The sequence below is a fragment of the Pseudoponticoccus marisrubri genome (assembly GCF_001482405.1).
Taxonomy (GTDB): Bacteria; Pseudomonadota; Alphaproteobacteria; order Rhodobacterales; family Rhodobacteraceae; genus Pseudoponticoccus; species Pseudoponticoccus marisrubri.
Genome location: NZ_LPXO01000005.1, coordinates 140,449 through 155,964, shown reverse-complemented (window position 1 = coordinate 155,964; position 15,516 = coordinate 140,449). Strand labels below are relative to the sequence as shown.

The 15,516-nt window shown below is 66.6% G+C and carries 15 protein-coding genes; 7 read left to right on the top strand and 8 right to left on the bottom strand.

Annotated elements, in window-relative coordinates:
• Positions 1–4: 4 nt before the first annotated feature.
• The 6 genes from AVJ23_RS10420 to AVJ23_RS10395 all read right to left on the bottom strand — a co-directional run bounded on the left by AVJ23_RS10420 (position 5) and on the right by AVJ23_RS10395 (position 6,485).
• The gene (locus AVJ23_RS10420) at positions 5–1,105 is read right to left on the bottom strand and encodes an ABC transporter ATP-binding protein (protein ID WP_058862128.1); all 1,101 of its coding nucleotides are present in this window, start codon (positions 1,103–1,105) and stop codon (positions 5–7) included.
• 6 nt (positions 1,106–1,111) lie between these two features.
• Positions 1,112–2,104 (bottom strand): glycoside hydrolase family protein, encoded by a 993-nt coding sequence (locus tag AVJ23_RS10415; protein WP_058862127.1) that lies wholly within the window; start codon positions 2,102–2,104, stop codon positions 1,112–1,114.
• A gap of 5 nt (positions 2,105–2,109) precedes the next feature.
• Positions 2,110–2,991, bottom strand: a complete 882-nt coding sequence (locus AVJ23_RS10410) for a carbohydrate ABC transporter permease (RefSeq protein WP_058862126.1) — start codon at positions 2,989–2,991, stop codon at positions 2,110–2,112.
• A gap of 1 nt (position 2,992) precedes the next feature.
• Complete coding sequence (locus tag AVJ23_RS10405; RefSeq protein WP_058862125.1) at positions 2,993–4,063, bottom strand: carbohydrate ABC transporter permease; 1,071 nt, start codon at positions 4,061–4,063, stop codon at positions 2,993–2,995.
• A gap of 77 nt (positions 4,064–4,140) precedes the next feature.
• Complete coding sequence (locus AVJ23_RS10400; protein ID WP_058862124.1) at positions 4,141–5,349, bottom strand: sugar ABC transporter substrate-binding protein; 1,209 nt, start codon at positions 5,347–5,349, stop codon at positions 4,141–4,143.
• Between the two features lie 47 nt (positions 5,350–5,396).
• Complete coding sequence (locus AVJ23_RS10395) at positions 5,397–6,485, bottom strand: LacI family DNA-binding transcriptional regulator (RefSeq protein ID WP_058862123.1); 1,089 nt, start codon at positions 6,483–6,485, stop codon at positions 5,397–5,399.
• A gap of 163 nt (positions 6,486–6,648) precedes the next feature.
• Between AVJ23_RS10395 and AVJ23_RS10390 the strand changes: the two genes are divergently transcribed.
• On the top strand, positions 6,649–7,590 hold the full coding sequence (locus AVJ23_RS10390; RefSeq protein WP_205626849.1) for an aldo/keto reductase: 942 nt from the start codon (positions 6,649–6,651) through the stop codon (positions 7,588–7,590).
• Between the two features lie 88 nt (positions 7,591–7,678).
• Here AVJ23_RS10390 and AVJ23_RS10385 read toward each other — a convergent pair whose 3' ends face one another.
• Entirely contained in the window at positions 7,679–8,626 is a 948-nt protein-coding gene (locus AVJ23_RS10385; RefSeq protein ID WP_058862121.1) for an aldo/keto reductase, read from the bottom strand.
• A 303-nt stretch (positions 8,627–8,929) separates the two neighbouring features.
• On the opposite strand from AVJ23_RS10385, the gene AVJ23_RS10380 reads away from it, so the two are divergent.
• From AVJ23_RS10380 to AVJ23_RS10365, 4 genes are all read left to right on the top strand, one after another.
• The gene (locus AVJ23_RS10380) at positions 8,930–9,127 is read left to right on the top strand and encodes a hypothetical protein (protein WP_058862120.1); all 198 of its coding nucleotides are present in this window, start codon (positions 8,930–8,932) and stop codon (positions 9,125–9,127) included.
• A 27-nt stretch (positions 9,128–9,154) separates the two neighbouring features.
• The gene (locus AVJ23_RS10375; protein WP_058862119.1) at positions 9,155–10,183 is read left to right on the top strand and encodes a zinc-binding alcohol dehydrogenase family protein; all 1,029 of its coding nucleotides are present in this window, start codon (positions 9,155–9,157) and stop codon (positions 10,181–10,183) included.
• Positions 10,184–10,960: an SDR family NAD(P)-dependent oxidoreductase gene (locus AVJ23_RS10370; RefSeq protein WP_058862118.1), complete on the top strand. Its 777-nt coding sequence runs from the start codon at positions 10,184–10,186 to the stop codon at positions 10,958–10,960.
• Positions 10,961–11,085: 125 nt separating this feature from the next.
• Positions 11,086–11,979 (top strand): GntR family transcriptional regulator, encoded by an 894-nt coding sequence (locus AVJ23_RS10365; RefSeq protein ID WP_058862117.1) that lies wholly within the window; start codon positions 11,086–11,088, stop codon positions 11,977–11,979.
• A gap of 15 nt (positions 11,980–11,994) precedes the next feature.
• Here AVJ23_RS10365 and AVJ23_RS10360 read toward each other — a convergent pair whose 3' ends face one another.
• Entirely contained in the window at positions 11,995–12,996 is a 1,002-nt protein-coding gene (locus AVJ23_RS10360; RefSeq protein WP_058862116.1) for an ester cyclase, read from the bottom strand.
• A gap of 127 nt (positions 12,997–13,123) precedes the next feature.
• Between AVJ23_RS10360 and AVJ23_RS10355 the strand changes: the two genes are divergently transcribed.
• Positions 13,124–14,173, top strand: coding sequence for an ABC transporter ATP-binding protein (locus tag AVJ23_RS10355; protein WP_058862115.1), 1,050 nt, complete (start codon positions 13,124–13,126; stop codon positions 14,171–14,173).
• A gap of 59 nt (positions 14,174–14,232) precedes the next feature.
• Complete coding sequence (locus AVJ23_RS10350) at positions 14,233–15,441, top strand: ABC transporter substrate-binding protein (RefSeq protein WP_058862114.1); 1,209 nt, start codon at positions 14,233–14,235, stop codon at positions 15,439–15,441.
• The last annotated feature ends 75 nt before the right edge of the window (positions 15,442–15,516 follow it).

The following is a 15,516-nucleotide window of genomic DNA, read 5'->3' as shown; positions in this document are numbered from 1 at the left end:
TCCGTCATGCCGCCGTCTGGGCCGCCTCTTTTTCCTGGTCGCTGGCGGGCGCAAAGAGATGCGCCCTGTCATGGTCGAAATCGAGGTGGATGGTCTCACCAGGTTCGAACACCCGGTCCTCGCCCAGCGAGGCCAGCACGCGCTGCCCGTCGGACAGGCGGATATCGACCACCGTCTCGGTGCCCAGCCGTTCGGCCAGCGTCACCGTGCCCTGAAGGATCCCCCCCTCGGTCACGGGGCGCAGGTCCTGCGGGCGGAGGCCCAGCGTCGCGCGGGGTGTCTGACCCACGCCCTCACGCCAGACCGGGGCGGCGAACTCGGCCACGACAGACGAGCGTACCTTGGCCGAATTCGCATCCTGCGCCACGATGTCCACGTCTAGGAAGTTCATCGACGGCGCGCCGATGAAGCCCGCGACAAACAGGTTTTCCGGGCGGTGGTAGAGATCCATGGGCGCGCCCATCTGCTGCACGTAGCCGTCCTTGAGGACGACGATCTTGTCGGCCAGGGTCATCGCCTCGACCTGGTCATGGGTGACGTAGATCATCGTGGCATCCAGCGACTTGTGCAGCTTGCCGATCTCCATCCGCATATCCAGCCGCAGCGCGGCGTCGAGGTTGGACAGCGGCTCGTCGAAGAGGAAGACCTCGGGGTTGCGGGTGATGGCGCGGCCGATGGCGACACGCTGGCGCTGCCCGCCCGACAGCTGGCTGGGGCGGCGGTCGAGTAGGTGCTCCATCTGCAGGATGCGCGCGGCCTCGGCTACCTTAGCTTCCTTCTCGGCCTTGGGGGTCTTGGCGATGGTTAGCCCGAAGGCGATGTTCTCGCGCACCGTCATGTGCGGGAAGATCGCGTAGGACTGGAACACCATGGCGATGCCGCGCTCCGAGGCGGGCACCTCGTTCACCACCTTGCTGCCGATTTCCAGCGTGCCGCCGGTGATGTCCTCGAGCCCCGCGATCATCCGCAGCAGCGTGGACTTGCCGCAGCCCGAGGGGCCGACGAAGACGACGAACTCGCCGTTCTTGATGTCGATGTCGACGCCCTTGATGACCTGCACCTCGCCATAGCTCTTCTTGAGGCCCTTCAGCTTTACGTCAGCCATCGTCTCTCACTCCGCTGCTTGTCGTGTGGGGGCCACGTGCAGGTGGCCTTCGGCGTCGACGATCACCGGTTCGGGGTCCATGACAAGGCCCTGGAAACCGGTGCCGTCCGGGTGATCGGCAAAGCCCATGATGACCAGCCCGTCATCGGTGGACAGGATGCGCGAGGCATAGCGGCGGCAGGGCAGCGCGCCATCCAGAAAGCCCGGCGCGATGGACCATGGCCCGCGCGGGCTGTCCCCGACCAGGTAATGCGAACCGGTGACCGGCCCGCCCTCGGTGCCCTCGGCCTGCGCCTTGGAGAAATGCTGCGCGGCCGTGCAGAACAGGCAGTACCAGCGCCCGCCGGCCTCGAAGACCTGCGGCACCTCCAGCTGGCCATAACCACCGACGAAGACCGGCGGCTGCAGCGTCCAGGTTTGCAGGTCGGGCGAGGTGGCAAAGCCGATAGCACCCCCGGCATTGGCCTCGGCGATGCCCGAGGCGCGGGCGGTGAAATACATCAGCCAGCCGTCACCCTCGGGGTCGCGCATCACCCAGGGGTCGCGCATCGCCCGGTCGTGCCAGAAACCGGTCATGAAGTCCTTTTCATAGGCCTCGGCCGCGGGGCCCTCGATATCGAGGCAGAAGCCGTCGCCGACCCGATCCCAGTTGTGCATGTCGGTCGAGGTCGCATGGCCGATGCGCTGCACCATCCCCTCATCGGCGCGGCTGGTGCCGGTGTAGAACAGGTGCCACAGCCCGTCATCATCCTGCACCACCGAGCCTGTCCAGGTGGTGTAGTCGTCCCAGGCCGGCCCCTCCGCCGGTGCCAGCCCGACGCCCAGATGCTCCCAGGTGACGAGGTCGTCCGAGACGGCATGGCCCTGGCTGACATTGAAGTGGCGCAGTTCCGGGTCGCCAAGCGATTTGGGCGCCTGCAGGAACCAGGCGTGCCAGCGCTGCCCGTCATGGGCGTACCAGCTGTCCCAGATCCAGTGGTTTTCGAGTGCGATGACCATCGCGATTATCCTTTCACGCCCGTTGAGGCGACCGAAGAAATGAAGACACGCTGCAGCGAGAGGTAGAAGCCCAGGACCGGGACCGTGATGATGGTCAGGTAGGCCATGACCTCGCCCCAGGGCACGTTGAGCTGGTCGGTGAAGTAGCCAAGCCCCACCATGACCGGGCGGATCGCCTCTTCCTGCACCACCATCAGCGGCCAGAGGTACTGGTTGTACATGAACAGGAACTTGAGGATCGCGGCCGTGGCGATGACCGGGCCCGAGAGCGGCATGACCACCCGGCGGTAGATCGACCACCACGAGGCGCCCTCGACCCGGCTGGCCTCGATCAGCTCCTTCGGCAGGTCCTTGAAGAACTGCACGAAGAGGAAGATGGACAGCGCATCCGCGATGAAGGGCGCGATCTGCACCCGGTAGGTGTTCAGCCAGCCCAGCTCGAACCCGTCCGCGCCGATCCACGGCAGCTGCGACACCATCAGCAACAGCGGGATGAAGATCGTCTCGTAGGGGATGATCAGCGTCGCCAGCAGGACCGAGAAGATCACCGCCTTGCCGCCCCAGTCGATGAAGACGAAGGCAAAGGCCGCCAGCGAGCAGACGAAGAGGCAGAGCAGCACTGTGATGCCGGTGACCAGCACCGAGTTGAACACGAACACCCCGATCGGCGCGCGGGCGAAGGCGTCGGTGTAGTTCTGGAAGGACAGGTCCCCCACGGGCAGGAAGGCACGCAGGCTCTTGGTGTCCAGCAGCAGCTGCGCCGAGGGTTTCAGCGAGGACATCACCATGAACAGCAGCGGGAAGACGAAGATGATCGCGACAAGGATCAGGACGGCATAGCGCGATGCAAGGCGCATCCCGTGATTGTCGGCTTTGACGGCGGCCATGTTATCTCTCCCTCGTCAGGTAGCGCTGGATCAGCGAGATGGTGAGCACGATCACGAAGAGGATCGCGCTGATGGTCGACCCGCCGGAGATGTCCTGCTTGCCATAGCCGCGTTCGACGGCCTGGAAGACCAGCACCTGCGTGCTGTCCAGCGGCCCGCCCTGGGTCATCACGTCGATCTGGGCAAAGAGCGCAAAGGCCTGCATGGTGATGACGATCAGGATCAGCACCGCGGTGTTCCGCAGCCCCGGCCACGTGATGTAGCGGAAGGTCTGCCACTTGCCGGCGCCCTCGATCTCGCCGGCCTCGTAGAGCGTGGGCGAGATGTTCTGCAGCCCGGCCAGCCAGATCACCATGTGAAACCCGACCCCCTGCCAGATCGACATCGCCATGATCGAGGGCAGCGCGGTATCGGTGCGCCCCAGCCAGTCGATGCCCTCGAAGGCGCCGAAGGTCAGCCAGCCCAAGACATTGTTCAACAGCCCCTCGCCGGGCGAATAGATGAACTGCCACAGAAGCGAGACGACCACGATCGAGACCACCACAGGCATGAAGTAGATCGTCCGGAAGATATTGATCCCGCGCAGTTTCTGGTTGATGAGCAGCGCCAGGCACAGCGCCAGCCCGGCCTGGATCGGCGCCACGAAGAGCACGAAGGTGAAGGTGTTCACCAGCGCCTTCATGAAGACCACGTCCGAGGCCAGCACGACGGTGCGGTTCTCGCCCGATTGCCAGGAGAACCATTCCCGCTTGCCGGCAAGATTGGGATAGTCCGGGTTGTTGCGGGTGAAGCCGCGCAGCCGGGGATACTCGATCTCGCCATCCTCGTCGCGGATCACGGCGCCGCTGTCGTCGCGCTCGGGCTCCAAGGTGAAGACCGCGACCCCGAGCAGGTCGGAGTAGTTCTTGAAACCCACGTATTCGGCGGCATTTGGTGAGGCGAGCCGCTGGTTGGTCAGGGAATAGGCGAAGGCCAGGAAGAAGGGCACGATGATGAACAGGGTCATCAGGGCCACGCCCGGAAACGCCATCAGCCAGCCGGCACGGTTCGCTCGGGTCAGTTTGGACGCCATGGTCCCCTCCCCTACGATGCTGGAGTGGTGGGCGCGGCGGACGGGCCGCCGCGCCGGGAACGGTCAGGAACCCGGGATCAGTGGCCGTAGCCCTGGTTGTTCTCGATATCCTCGTTGATCTCGTCGACCGCCGCGTCCAGCGTGTCGATCACGTCGGCGCCGTTGGCGATGTCGGCCAGCGCCTTCTCGAACACCTTGGCCTGCACGATGTAGCCCGGGGTCACCGGGCGCAGCTTGGCCTGGTTCTCCGACAGCTCGTAGAACACTTCCAGCGCGCCGCCCGCGTTGTAGTTGGCCGTGTCCGCCGCGGCATCCGCGGTCGAGGGGATCAGCCCGGTCCCGTCCGAGAAGGCCGAGAGGTATTTTGGCTGAATCGCGAACTCGATGAAGGCGCGGGCGCCCTCGGGATGTTCCGAGGTCTTGGCGATGCCGAATTGCCACGAGGCGCCGCCGATCACCGGGCCTTCGCCGAAATCGGGGGCCGGCAGGAACAGCGCGTCATCGCCGAATTTCTCGACCACCGGCAGCGCGGCCCAGTTGCCGTTCCACGACAGGGCGTACTTGCCTTCAAGGAACCCGGTTTCACGGTCGGCCGCATCCTGGCTGGTGCCCGGCGCCATGTCGTTCTCGAACAGGCCCTGCCACCATTCGCCGAACTCGATCGCCGCGTCGCCGTTCAGCACGCCCTCGGCGGTCTGGTAGCCGTCGCGATCCACGATGTCGCCGCCAAAGCTCTGCAGGAAGGGCGAGAAGGCGTAGGGATACCATTCGCCCTTCCACGCCATGCCCAGATCCAGCGGATAGTCGAACTCGCCGGTATCCTTCAGCGTCTGCAGCACGCCGTCGAATTCCTCGCGCGTCCAGGGCTCTTCCAGCGTGGGGATGCGGATGCCGTTTTCCTCCAGCACCGAGCGACGCGCCATCATCGCCACCGCGGCATCCCAGAGACCCACCGAGTAGATCTCGCCGTTCCAGCGCCCGATTGTGCCCGGCAGGAAGCCCTCCAGCTTGGCCTCGTCGATGCCCAGCGGCTGCATGTAGCCGGCCCAGGCCCAGTTCGGCATCACCGGCCCGTCGACGTCGAGGATGTCGGGCAGCTCGTCCGCGAGCGCCGCGGCGCCGACCGCGTCATTGTAGGCCAGCTGCGGGAAGGTCTCGAGCACCACCTTCCAGTCGGACTGGCTGGCGTTGAAATCCGCCACAACCTGGTTGACCAGCGCCTCTTCGGCATTGGCGCTGCCGGCGCCGTGATACCACAGGCTCAGCTCGGTCTGGGCCTGCGCCATTCCGGCACAGGCGATTGCGGCAAGCGCGGTTGCATGTCTCAGGTTTTTCAAGGTTCTCTCCTCCCTTTGAGTTGGTAGACGGTTCCGGCGAGCGGCGGCGCTTTCAGCGACGCGCGCTCGACGACTTGCCCCCGGACGGCGATCGGCTGCGTCGGCGTCTCGCTGTCGGGCTGTGCAATCATGTTCAGCAAAAGGTCCGCGGCGCGGGCCCCCATGGCGTTGTAGGGCAGCTCGGCCGTGGTCAGCGCGGGATATAGCGTCTCCGAGACCAGCCTGTGATCGTCGTAGCCCACCACCGAGATCTGGTCGGGCACGCTGACACCCCGGTCGCGCAGGATGCCGTAGACCGCCATCGCCAGCCGGTCATTGCCGCAACAGATCGCGGTGGGCGGGTTGGCGCCCGTCAGCAGACGGTCCAGCGCGTCCCAGATCATCTGGTGCTCGCCCTTGGTGCCGAAAAGCTCGGAGGCGGCGACGAGCGCGGGATCGAAGGCGATCCCCGCCTCGTCCAGAGCCTGCCTGTAGCCCGCCACGCGCGCCTCGGTCGCCAGCACCGCGCGGCCCAGTGTCAGGTAGGCGATCCGCCGGTGCCCGGCCGCGATGACCCTGCGGGTCAGCGCCAGCTGGCCGCTCTCGTCATCCGGCACCACCGCGGGCGTGCCGCGCGCGTCGATGCAATTGACCAGCACGACCTTCATCGCGCCCTCGGGCAGGTCCAGATCGACCCGCTTGTAGTGATCCGCGACGTAGAGCAGCCCCTCGACCCGGTGCTGCCGAAAGGTGCGGATCAGGTGCGGCACCCGCTCCGACTTGCCGCCTGTGTCCGAGATCAGCAGGGTCTTGCCGGAGGTTTCGAAGACGTTCTGCGCGCCCTGCACGATGTGGATCTCGGGCAGGCCCGCATCGGCCGGCGCATCGGCGGCGGTGCTGATCGCGCCGGTGATCAGACCGATCAGGCCGGATTTCTGCGACTTCATCGACCGCGCCGCGAAGGAGGGGATGTACTCGAGTTCGGCCATCGCGCGCTCGACCGCGTCGCGGGTCTTCTGCGCCACCGGGGCATCGCCGTTCAGCACACGGCTGACCGTTTTCGTCGATACGCCCGCGCGCCGTGCGACGTCGTAGATCGATGCCATTCTCTCCTCCCACCAGCTTGCGAATCCATGTCCGCCCGCTTATGACACCAGTGTCATGACACCAGTGTCATTGTCAATTCCTTTTGCCCCGGCACCCCTGCCGGGCAGAGGAACGGATCATGGCGACACCGCCCCGGTGGTCGCGAGGGAAGGAAGACGGATGATGAAAGATGAACCGCTGAAGATACCCGCCACGGTGTCCATGGGCCCGTTCGAGGTGAGCACGATCGCTTTCGGCTGCATGCGGTTCGACGGTGCCGCGCTCGACCAGATCGAGGCGCTCCTGCGCGGGACGCTTGACCTGGGCGTGAACCTCTTCGACACGGCGCCGATCTATGGCCACGACACGGTGGGGTATGGCGATGCCGAGGCGCGGATGGGCCAGGTTCTGGCGCGCGCACCGGAGCTGCGCGACCGCATGGTGCTGGTGACAAAGGCCGGGATCACCATCGAGACGGTGGACGGCCAGACACGGGGCCTGCCCTATGACAGCTCCGGATCGACCATCGTCGAGACCTGCGAGGCATCCCTGCGCCGACTGCAGACGGACCGTATCGACGTGTTCCTGATCCACCGCCCCGACCTTCTGGGCGATTACGGCGAGATTGCCGAGGCGCTGACCACGCTGCGGGATGCGGGCAAGATCCTGCATGCGGGGGTGTCGAATTTCTCGCCGTTCCAGCTGCGCGCCCTGCAGTCGAAACTCGACTTTCCGCTGGTGGCCAGCCAGCCCGAGTTCTCCCTGCTCTATCCCGACCCGCTCTTCGACGGCGTGCTCGACAGCAGCCAGGAGTTCAACCTGGCGACCATGGCGCATTCGCCACTGGGCGGCGGACAGCTGGCGACCGGTGTCGCCACGCCGGAGCATCGCGAGCGAATGGACCGGCTTCGCCCGGTGCTGGAGGCGATGTCGGAAAAGCACGGGACGGACAATGCGTCCATCGCCCTTGCCTGGGTGCTGAGCCATCCCGCGCGGCTGATCCCCATCGTCGGATCGCAGAAGCTGACCCGCGTCGAAGAGGCCGTGAAAGCGCGTGATATCCGGCTGACCCGCTCGGATTGGTACCGCCTGCTGGAGGCCAGCATCGGCGCGCCGATGCCGTGACATTTTTGGGGCCCTGCCTGTCCATCTGATCTGCCCGGGCGCCGTATCGGCAAACTCGGAGGCGATGCCGCCGGAGACGGCCGACCAGCTACGTCGCGCTCTCCAGCTCGGACCAGAGCGCATCGGGAAGCTCTGCCGAGAATTGCGCGACGTTGCGGGTCAGGGAACTGACCTTCCCGGTGCCGATCAGGGTCGAGACCACCAACGGATGGCGGTCGGGATATTGCAGCGCGGCGCTGGCCAGCGGCACGCCATGGGCGGCGCAGATCGCCTCCAGCCGGGCGGTGCGGGCCAGCACCTCCGGCGGGGCGGGCGCATAGTTGTAATGCGCCCCCTCGACCGGCCCCGTGGCCAGGATGCCCGAGTTGAATACCCCGCCGATGACGAAGCGCACGCCATGCGCCTCGGCCAGCGGAAACAGCCGCGCGGTGGCGGACCGGTCCAGCAGCGTGTAGCGCCCGGCCAGCAGGATCAGGTCCATCGGCATGCGGCCGATCAGTTCTTCGCAGATCTCGACCGTGTTCACGCCGAGACCCACGGCGCCGATGGTGCCCGAGGCTTTCAGCGCCTCCAGCGCGCGCACGCCACTGTCCAGCAGTTGCGCGCGATGCTCTGCCGTGTCGGTGCCCGCGCCCGGATCGCCGATGTCATGCACATAGAGGATGTCGATCCGGTTGAGCCCGAGGCGCTGGTGACTGTCCTCGACCGAGCGCATGATCCCGTCATAGGTGAAGTCGAAATGCTGCCGGAAGGGCAGCGCGCTGTGAAAGCCGTTGACCACCTTTGGCGGATCGGCCTCTGGCGTCAGGAGGCGCCCGACCTTGGTGGATAGACGCCAGCCCTCCCGGTCCCGCAGAAACCGGCCCAGCCGATGTTCGGACATGCCATGGCCGTAATGCGGCGCGGTGTCGAAATAGCGGATGCCGGCATCCCATGCGGCCTCCAGCACCGCCTCGGCCTCGGCCTCGCCGACCGGGCGATAAAGCCCGCCCAGCCCGCCACACCCGAAGGCCAGTCGATGTTCCTGCGTCAGCATTGGGTCTCCTCGGACATGGATGTGGGGCGCGAAGCCGTGGGCTGTTTTGCGGGTCGGATCGCGAGCTGCATGGCACGGGGTGTCAACGCCGGTCTGCCCCGCCCCGGCGCGAAGATCCGGTCGTGAGTTTGGCGCAAGAGCGCGCCAGTCGCTCCGCCGGTCTGGTCACTCAAGATCCGCCCACACTCGAAATGTGTTAATTGCATAAAGGACCGTTGACAAGGTGCGAGTCCGTTCTTTACCGATTTAGGACATTCATCGCCGTGGCATGAGGCGGCAGCCTGGAGGTTTGGGAGAACCGGCATGACACCATATCCCGTCCCGAAGGCCCGAGGGATCTCGAAGCATTCCCGCGGCATCGGGGCGCTTGGGACGGGCGGCCTGTCGACGGGGTCGATCCGTGCCGTCGTCGGCGTCTCGGTGGGAAGCCTTCTGCCCTTCCTCACCGGCGAAGAGGCCGCGGCCGTGGTGCCGACCGACACCGTGACCGCGCACCAGTAACCTGCCACCACACCCAAGGGAGCCCGCATGAAAAGCCTCGCCATCGACCGGATCGGTCACACCACCTTCCTTGACCGCCCCGCACCGACGCCCGGCCCGGGCGAGGTGCTTGTCGACGTGCGCGTCGTCGGGCTGTGCGGCAGCGACCTGAGCACCTTCAACGGGGCCAACCCGCTGGTCGAGCTGCCCCGGGTGCCCGGGCACGAGATCGGCGGCGTGGTGCTGGAGACCGGCGCGGGCGTGGGCGACGAGATCCGGCCCGGCGCCCATGTCGTGGTCATCCCCTACACCGCCTGCGGCACCTGCCCGGCCTGCCGGCGGGGGCGGCCCAACGCCTGCCAGTTCAACCAGACGCTGGGCGTGCAACGCGATGGCGGGCTCTGCGACCGCATCGTCGTGCCGGCCGACCGGCTGATCGTGAACGACCGCCTGTCCCTGCAGCAGCTCGCGCTGGTCGAGCCGCTCTCGGTCGGCTTCCACGCCGTCGCCCGCGGACAGGTGGCGCCCGAAGATACCGTGCTCGTCCTCGGCGGCGGCATGATCGGCGTCGGCGCCGTGCTGGGCGCGCTCGCCCGCGGCGCCCGGGTCATCGTCAGCGAGATCTCGGCGGCCAAGGCCGAGATCCTGGGCCAACTCGGGGCAACCGCGGTCATCAACCCGCAGGCCGAGACCCTCGAGGACAGGCTGTCCGAGCTGACCGAGGGCCGCGGCGCCGATGTCATCATCGAGGCGGCCGGCGTTGCGCAGACCTTCCGACAGGCGGTGGATATCGCGCCCTTCACCGGGCGGATCGTCTATATCGGCTATACCAAGACCGAGGTCGCCTACGAGACCAAGCTCTTCAACCTCAAGGAGCTGGACATCCGCGGCTCGCGCAACGCCACCGGTGCGGATTTCGACGCGGTGATCGCCTTCCTCGAGACCCGCCCGGGGCTGGAGGATCTGCTGGTTTCGCGCATCTTTCCCTGGGCCGAGGCCGAGGGCGCCTTCGAACACTGGACCGCGCATCGCGACGAGACCTTCAAGATCATGATCGATTTCGGAAAGGACGACTGAATGGCCAGCGACATCCTGAAGCAGACCTACGGGCTGGACGGCCGGACCGCGCTTGTCACCGGCGGCGGATCGGGCATCGGCAAGGCCATCGCCGGCTACCTTGCCCAGAGCGGCGCCAAGGTCATCATTGCCGGCCGGCGCGCCGACGTGCTGGAGGCGGCGGCGGCCGAGATCGGCCATGGCTGTGTGGCCGCGCCGCTGGATGTGACCGACATCGCAGGCCTGCCCGCCGCCGAGGCCACCATCGCCGAGCGTTTCGGGACGATCGACCTGCTGGTGAACAACGCGGGCAACACGCTCAAGAAGCCGTTCGAAGACAGCGACATGGCCGATTTCGACCAGGTCTTCGACGTGCATGTGCGCGGCGCGCTGGAGCTGACCCGCTGCGTCATCAAGCGGCTGCTGGCCGAGGATCGACCCGGGTCCATCACCTTCATCTCCTCCATGACTGCCTATATCGGCCAGCCGCTGGTGCATGGCTACACGATCTCGAAAACCGCGATCGACGGGGTCATCCGCGGGTTGTCGGCGGAATTCGCGTCGCGCGGCATCCGCGTCAACGGCGTGGCCCCCGGCTGGATCGACACCGACATCTTCCGCAAGGCGACCGATGGCGATCCGGCCCGCAAGCAGAAGATCATGGGGCGCATCCCGATGCAGACCCTCGGCACGCCCGAGGATATCGGCTGGGCCTGCGCCTTCCTCGCGGCCCCGGCTGCCAAATACATCAACGGCCAGGTCATCCTGGTGGATGGCGGCGGCGCGACCGGGTTCTGAGCGGGTCCGGCGCGGCCTGACGCCGTGTGACGGCCACCGGCTGGCTCAGAGTGCGCCAGGCGCCGCTCTGGACTTGGCCGTGGACCGGCTGCGATAAGACGCGTCGGGATCGAAAGGGGCCTGCCATGTCGCGCGACAGCAGCACGTTCAAGGAAAGCTACAACCAGGCCCTCGACCTGATCCGCGATACCGGCCTGCCCGGCGCCCTGCCGACCGAAACCGCCCTGTCCAGGACCCTGTCGGTCTCGCGCACCACGGTGCGCGCCATCCTCGCACGGCTGGACGAGGCCGGCATCATCACGTGGGAGGGGCGAAGCAAGACGATCCTGCGGCAGCCGGGACAGGCGGACTACTTCGGCAAGGCGGAGACCGCCTCGGCCACCGAGAAGGTCTCGTCCAGGTTCATGGAATACGTGCTGAACAGCGACCTCGCCCCGGGCAGCGCGCTAAACGAATCCGACCTCAAGAAGCGCTTTGGCACCAGTTCGTCGGTGATCCGCGAGTTCATGATCAAGTTCTCGCGCTTCGGGCTGATCACCAAGGAGCGCAACCATTCCTGGGTGCTGCGGGGCTTCACGCGCGATTTCGCCGAAGAGCTGTTCGAGGTTCGCGAGATGTTCGAGCTGCGCGCCTTCGACGCCGCGCTGGCGGCCGGGCCCGACGCGCCGGCGCAATCCGCGCTTGTCGCGCTCGGCCCCCGGCACGAGGCACTACTGGCGCGGATCGAGGAGGACTACCTGGCCTTCCCGCGCCTGGACGAGGCCTTTCACAGGGCAACCATCGAAGCCCATGACAACCGCTTCATGACCGATTTCTTCGAGGTCGTCTCGATGGTCTTCCACTACCATTACCGCTGGAACCGGAGCGACGAGCTGCAGCGCAACCGGGATGCGATCCATGAACATCTGCGCATCATCCGCGCGCTGGAGGCGGGCGATGCGCAGGAGGCCGCGGCGGCCTATCGCGACCACCTTGCCAATGCGCGGCGCACGATGCGGGCCTCGGCCCTCTGGGAGTGAGCGGGCGCCTGACCCTCAGGCGCTGATCGCAGTGGTGCGGTCGAGGATGTCGACCCCTTGGGTCTTCCAGAAATGCAGCAGGTCGATGAAGATCCAGTTCTCGGCCAGCTTGTCGCCCTCGCGGCGATAGATGTCGATGACGCGGAACTCGCCCGTCTGCCCGGTCCCCGGCATGCCCATGAAGCCACCCACATGACGCGCGGTGAAATTCGGCCAGCCGAAGAAGCCGCCATAATTGCCCTCGGCGATGCGGCAGAGATGCCGGGTCTTGGACCGCTCGGTGAAGGCGGCGCGGAAGGGGCCGGCATGCTGCTTCGCGTAGCGCTCGATCGTGTAGGTCGAGCCGATCCCGGTCGGCCCCCACCAGAGCATGTCCCGCGTCCAAGTCCGAGCCAATTCGTCCTCCAGCGACAGGTCGGACTGCCACTGGCCCAGATCCGCAAGCATCGCCTCGATCGCGGCGAGGGTCCTGCGGCCCTCCTCGGGCGGTTGTGCCTGAAACAGCAGCGCGTCATGGGGCAGCGGGCCGGGTTGCACCAGCTGCGCGCCGGTCTGGGGCGGGAACGGGTTCTGGCCGGCCTGCACCATCAGGTGCGGGATGTCGAAGAACATCGCGGACTCGGTGATGCGGCCATTCTCGACCCGGTTGAACTCGCAATAGCGCAGTGCCGCGATCTTGCCGGTGGGGCGGATGCCCAGCCAGGGCGCGTCGAACAGGCCCATCAGGTGGCCCATCGAGACCACCCAGACGCTGTCGTTGCCGTCCATCGCGTTGGCGCCGGCCATGAACACGTCCTCGCGGCGCTGCAGCGAGGTCAGCGCGGATTTGAGCGGCGCCCAGAACCGCTCGGCCACGGCCTGTGCACCGCGAATTTCGTTGAACGGGTGATAGCCGCGCCACAGGTAGTCGGGGCTGGTGAACTCGGCCATGATTCCGGCGGTCTCGTCGCCGGACGCGGCGTCGAGCGCCGCGTAATACGCCCGCACGACCGCCTTCTCTGCCTGAAAATCTTCCATCTTTTCGCGGCCCTCACCAGAATTTTGCATTCGTTTGCAAGATAAGCTTGCTTGAATCGCGCAGCCGTGTCTACCCTTCTTGCATTCGCATGCAATGGGGCGTGCTTCCAACAGGGAGGTGGCCGGGATGGCCGAAATCCAACTGCGCGGTGTGTCCAAGCGATGGGGCGGCTTTGTCGGCGTCGACAATTTCGATCTGACCATTGCGGATCGTGAGTTTCTCGTGCTGCTTGGCCCCTCGGGCTGCGGCAAGACCACGACCATGCGGATGATCGCGGGGCTCGAAGATCCGACGGATGGCGAGATCACCATCGGCGGAAGGGTCATCAACGACCTCGAGCCCAAGGAGCGCGACGTGGCAATGGTGTTCCAGAGCTACGCGCTCTACCCCAACATGAATGTCTACGAGAACATCCGCTTCCCGCTGAAGGTGCGCGGCGTCGACCCGGCCACCCATGACGAGCGCGTCCGCCGGGCCAGCGCCATGGTCGAGCTGGACGACTTCCTGCACCGCAAGCCGGCCGAGCTGTCGGGCGGGCAGCGCCAGCGCGTGGCGCTGGCCCGCGCCATCGTGCGCGAACCCACCGTCTTTTTGATGGACGAGCCGCTGTCCAACCTCGACGCCAAGCTGCGCGTGTCGACCCGGGCGCAGATCAAGAACCTGTCGCACGAGCTGGCCACCACCACCATCTACGTCACGCATGACCAGATCGAGGCGATGACCCTGGCCGACCGCGTCGTGGTGATGGAGCGCGGGATCGTGCAGCAGGTCGGTAGCCCGACCGAGATCTACGACCGGCCGGCCAACACTTTCGTCGCCGGGTTCATCGGCTCTCCGGCCATGAACCTGATCGCGGGACATTGCGCGGGCGGCACCTTCACCACCGACAGGACCGAGATCTCCGGGCTGGACGTGGCCGACGGGCCGGTAACGCTGGGCTTCCGGGCCGAGGATGCCGAGGTGCGCGCCGAGGGCGGGCAGATCACCGCGCCGATCTACACGCTCGAGCTGCTGGGCGACGCGACCATGGTCAGCGTCCGCATCGGCAGCTCGCTGGTCTCGGCCAAGGCCGACAAGACGTTCCGGGCCGAGATCGGCGACACCGTCTCGATCCACATTCCGCAGGAACATTGCCACCTGTTCGACGCCGAGACCGGGACACGGCTCGAGACCTGACACCCATCACCAAGCGGGCCGGATCAACGGATGCCCTGCAAACCAAAGGGAGAAAGACGATGAAATTCAGGACGATCCTCATGGCAGGCGCCATGACGGCCATTGCCGGCGCTGCCACCGCCGAATGCGCCTTCGAGAACGAGGTCGAGCTGCGCTCGCTCACCGCCGGGTTCGAGGCCTGGAAGGCCGTGACCGACGCGATGGCCGAATGCGGCAACTTCACCGCCAATCTCGACCAGGAATTCCGCGAGAAGCAGCCCGAGGCCTTCGCCGCCGATCCCTCGCTCTACCATATCGGCGGCGTGGCCAACGCGACGCTGATCCCGCTGCTCAATGCCGGCACGATCCGCCCGCTGAACGACCTGGTCGAGAAATACGGCCAGCACCTCAAGCCCAACCAGCTGATCACCGTGGATGGCGACATCATGGCGATCGCCATGATGGTCAACAACCAGCACCTGATGTACCGCGAGGACATCCTCGAACAGCTCGATCTCGAGGTGCCCACCACCTATGACGAGATGCTCGAGGCGGCCGCCGTCATCGCCGAGGCCGACGTGGTGCAGTACCCGCTGGGCGGCACCTTCAAGGCCGGCTGGAACCTGGGCGAGGAATTCGTGAACATGTTCCTCGCGCATGGCGGCAATTTCGTCGACGACGCCAACATGCCGACGATCAACAACGAGATGGGCCTCGCCGCGCTGGAGAAGCTGAAAGCCACGACCGAGTATCTCGACCCCGAGTACCTGGCATCCGACTCCACCTATGTGCAGCAGCAGTTCCAGCAGGGCCAGATCGCCATGGCGAACCTCTGGGCCAGCCGCGCCGGCGCGATGGACGACCCCGAGGAAAGCCAGGTCGTGGGCAAGGTCAAGATGGCCGCCGCCCCCATGGGCCCGGCCGCGCCGGTCTCGTCGATCTGGTGGGACGGCATCGTGATCGCGTCCAACATCACCGATGAAGAGGCCGAGGCCGCCTTCCGCGTCGCGATGGAAGGCATCGACACCGAGACGGTCGAGGCCCACCCGACCGCCGCGATCTGGCTGATCGACGGCTACGAGCCGGGCGCCCTCGCCGCCGGTGCCGCGGCCACCGCCGCCAAGGGTGCTCGCCCCTACCCCGCCTCCTCGGCCATGGGCATCATGCATACCGTGCTGGGCAACGGCATCGCCGCCTACCTGAACGGCGAGAAGGATGCCGAGACCACGCTGGCCGATATCGAGGCCGCCTACATGACCTCGGCGCAGGAAGCCGGGCTCATCGAGTAAGGCGCAGGCCTGCCGGGGCCGCCACGCGCGGCCCCGGCCCTGACCGACCTGCACGCGCCTGCCGCGTGTCGCGGG

Bases quoted from the DNA above. Each gene is read 5' to 3' on its own strand.
- AVJ23_RS10420 (WP_058862128.1), bottom strand. From the start codon at position 1,105: ATGGCTGACGTAAAGCTGAAGGGCCTCAAGAAGAGCTATGGCGAGGTG.
- AVJ23_RS10415 (WP_058862127.1), bottom strand. From the start codon at position 2,104: ATGGTCATCGCACTCGAAAACCACTGGATCTGGGACAGCTGGTACGCC.
- AVJ23_RS10410 (WP_058862126.1), bottom strand. From the start codon at position 2,991: ATGGCCGCCGTCAAAGCCGACAATCACGGGATGCGCCTTGCATCGCGC.
- AVJ23_RS10405 (WP_058862125.1), bottom strand. From the start codon at position 4,063: ATGGCGTCCAAACTGACCCGAGCGAACCGTGCCGGCTGGCTGATGGCG.
- AVJ23_RS10400 (WP_058862124.1), bottom strand. From the start codon at position 5,349: ATGGCGCAGGCCCAGACCGAGCTGAGCCTGTGGTATCACGGCGCCGGC.
- AVJ23_RS10395 (WP_058862123.1), bottom strand. From the start codon at position 6,485: ATGGCATCGATCTACGACGTCGCACGGCGCGCGGGCGTATCGACGAAA.
- AVJ23_RS10390 (WP_205626849.1), top strand. From the start codon at position 6,649: ATGAAAGATGAACCGCTGAAGATACCCGCCACGGTGTCCATGGGCCCG.
- AVJ23_RS10385 (WP_058862121.1), bottom strand. From the start codon at position 8,626: ATGCTGACGCAGGAACATCGACTGGCCTTCGGGTGTGGCGGGCTGGGC.
- AVJ23_RS10380 (WP_058862120.1), top strand. From the start codon at position 8,930: ATGACACCATATCCCGTCCCGAAGGCCCGAGGGATCTCGAAGCATTCC.
- AVJ23_RS10375 (WP_058862119.1), top strand. From the start codon at position 9,155: ATGAAAAGCCTCGCCATCGACCGGATCGGTCACACCACCTTCCTTGAC.
- AVJ23_RS10370 (WP_058862118.1), top strand. From the start codon at position 10,184: ATGGCCAGCGACATCCTGAAGCAGACCTACGGGCTGGACGGCCGGACC.
- AVJ23_RS10365 (WP_058862117.1), top strand. From the start codon at position 11,086: ATGTCGCGCGACAGCAGCACGTTCAAGGAAAGCTACAACCAGGCCCTC.
- AVJ23_RS10360 (WP_058862116.1), bottom strand. From the start codon at position 12,996: ATGGAAGATTTTCAGGCAGAGAAGGCGGTCGTGCGGGCGTATTACGCG.
- AVJ23_RS10355 (WP_058862115.1), top strand. From the start codon at position 13,124: ATGGCCGAAATCCAACTGCGCGGTGTGTCCAAGCGATGGGGCGGCTTT.
- AVJ23_RS10350 (WP_058862114.1), top strand. From the start codon at position 14,233: ATGAAATTCAGGACGATCCTCATGGCAGGCGCCATGACGGCCATTGCC.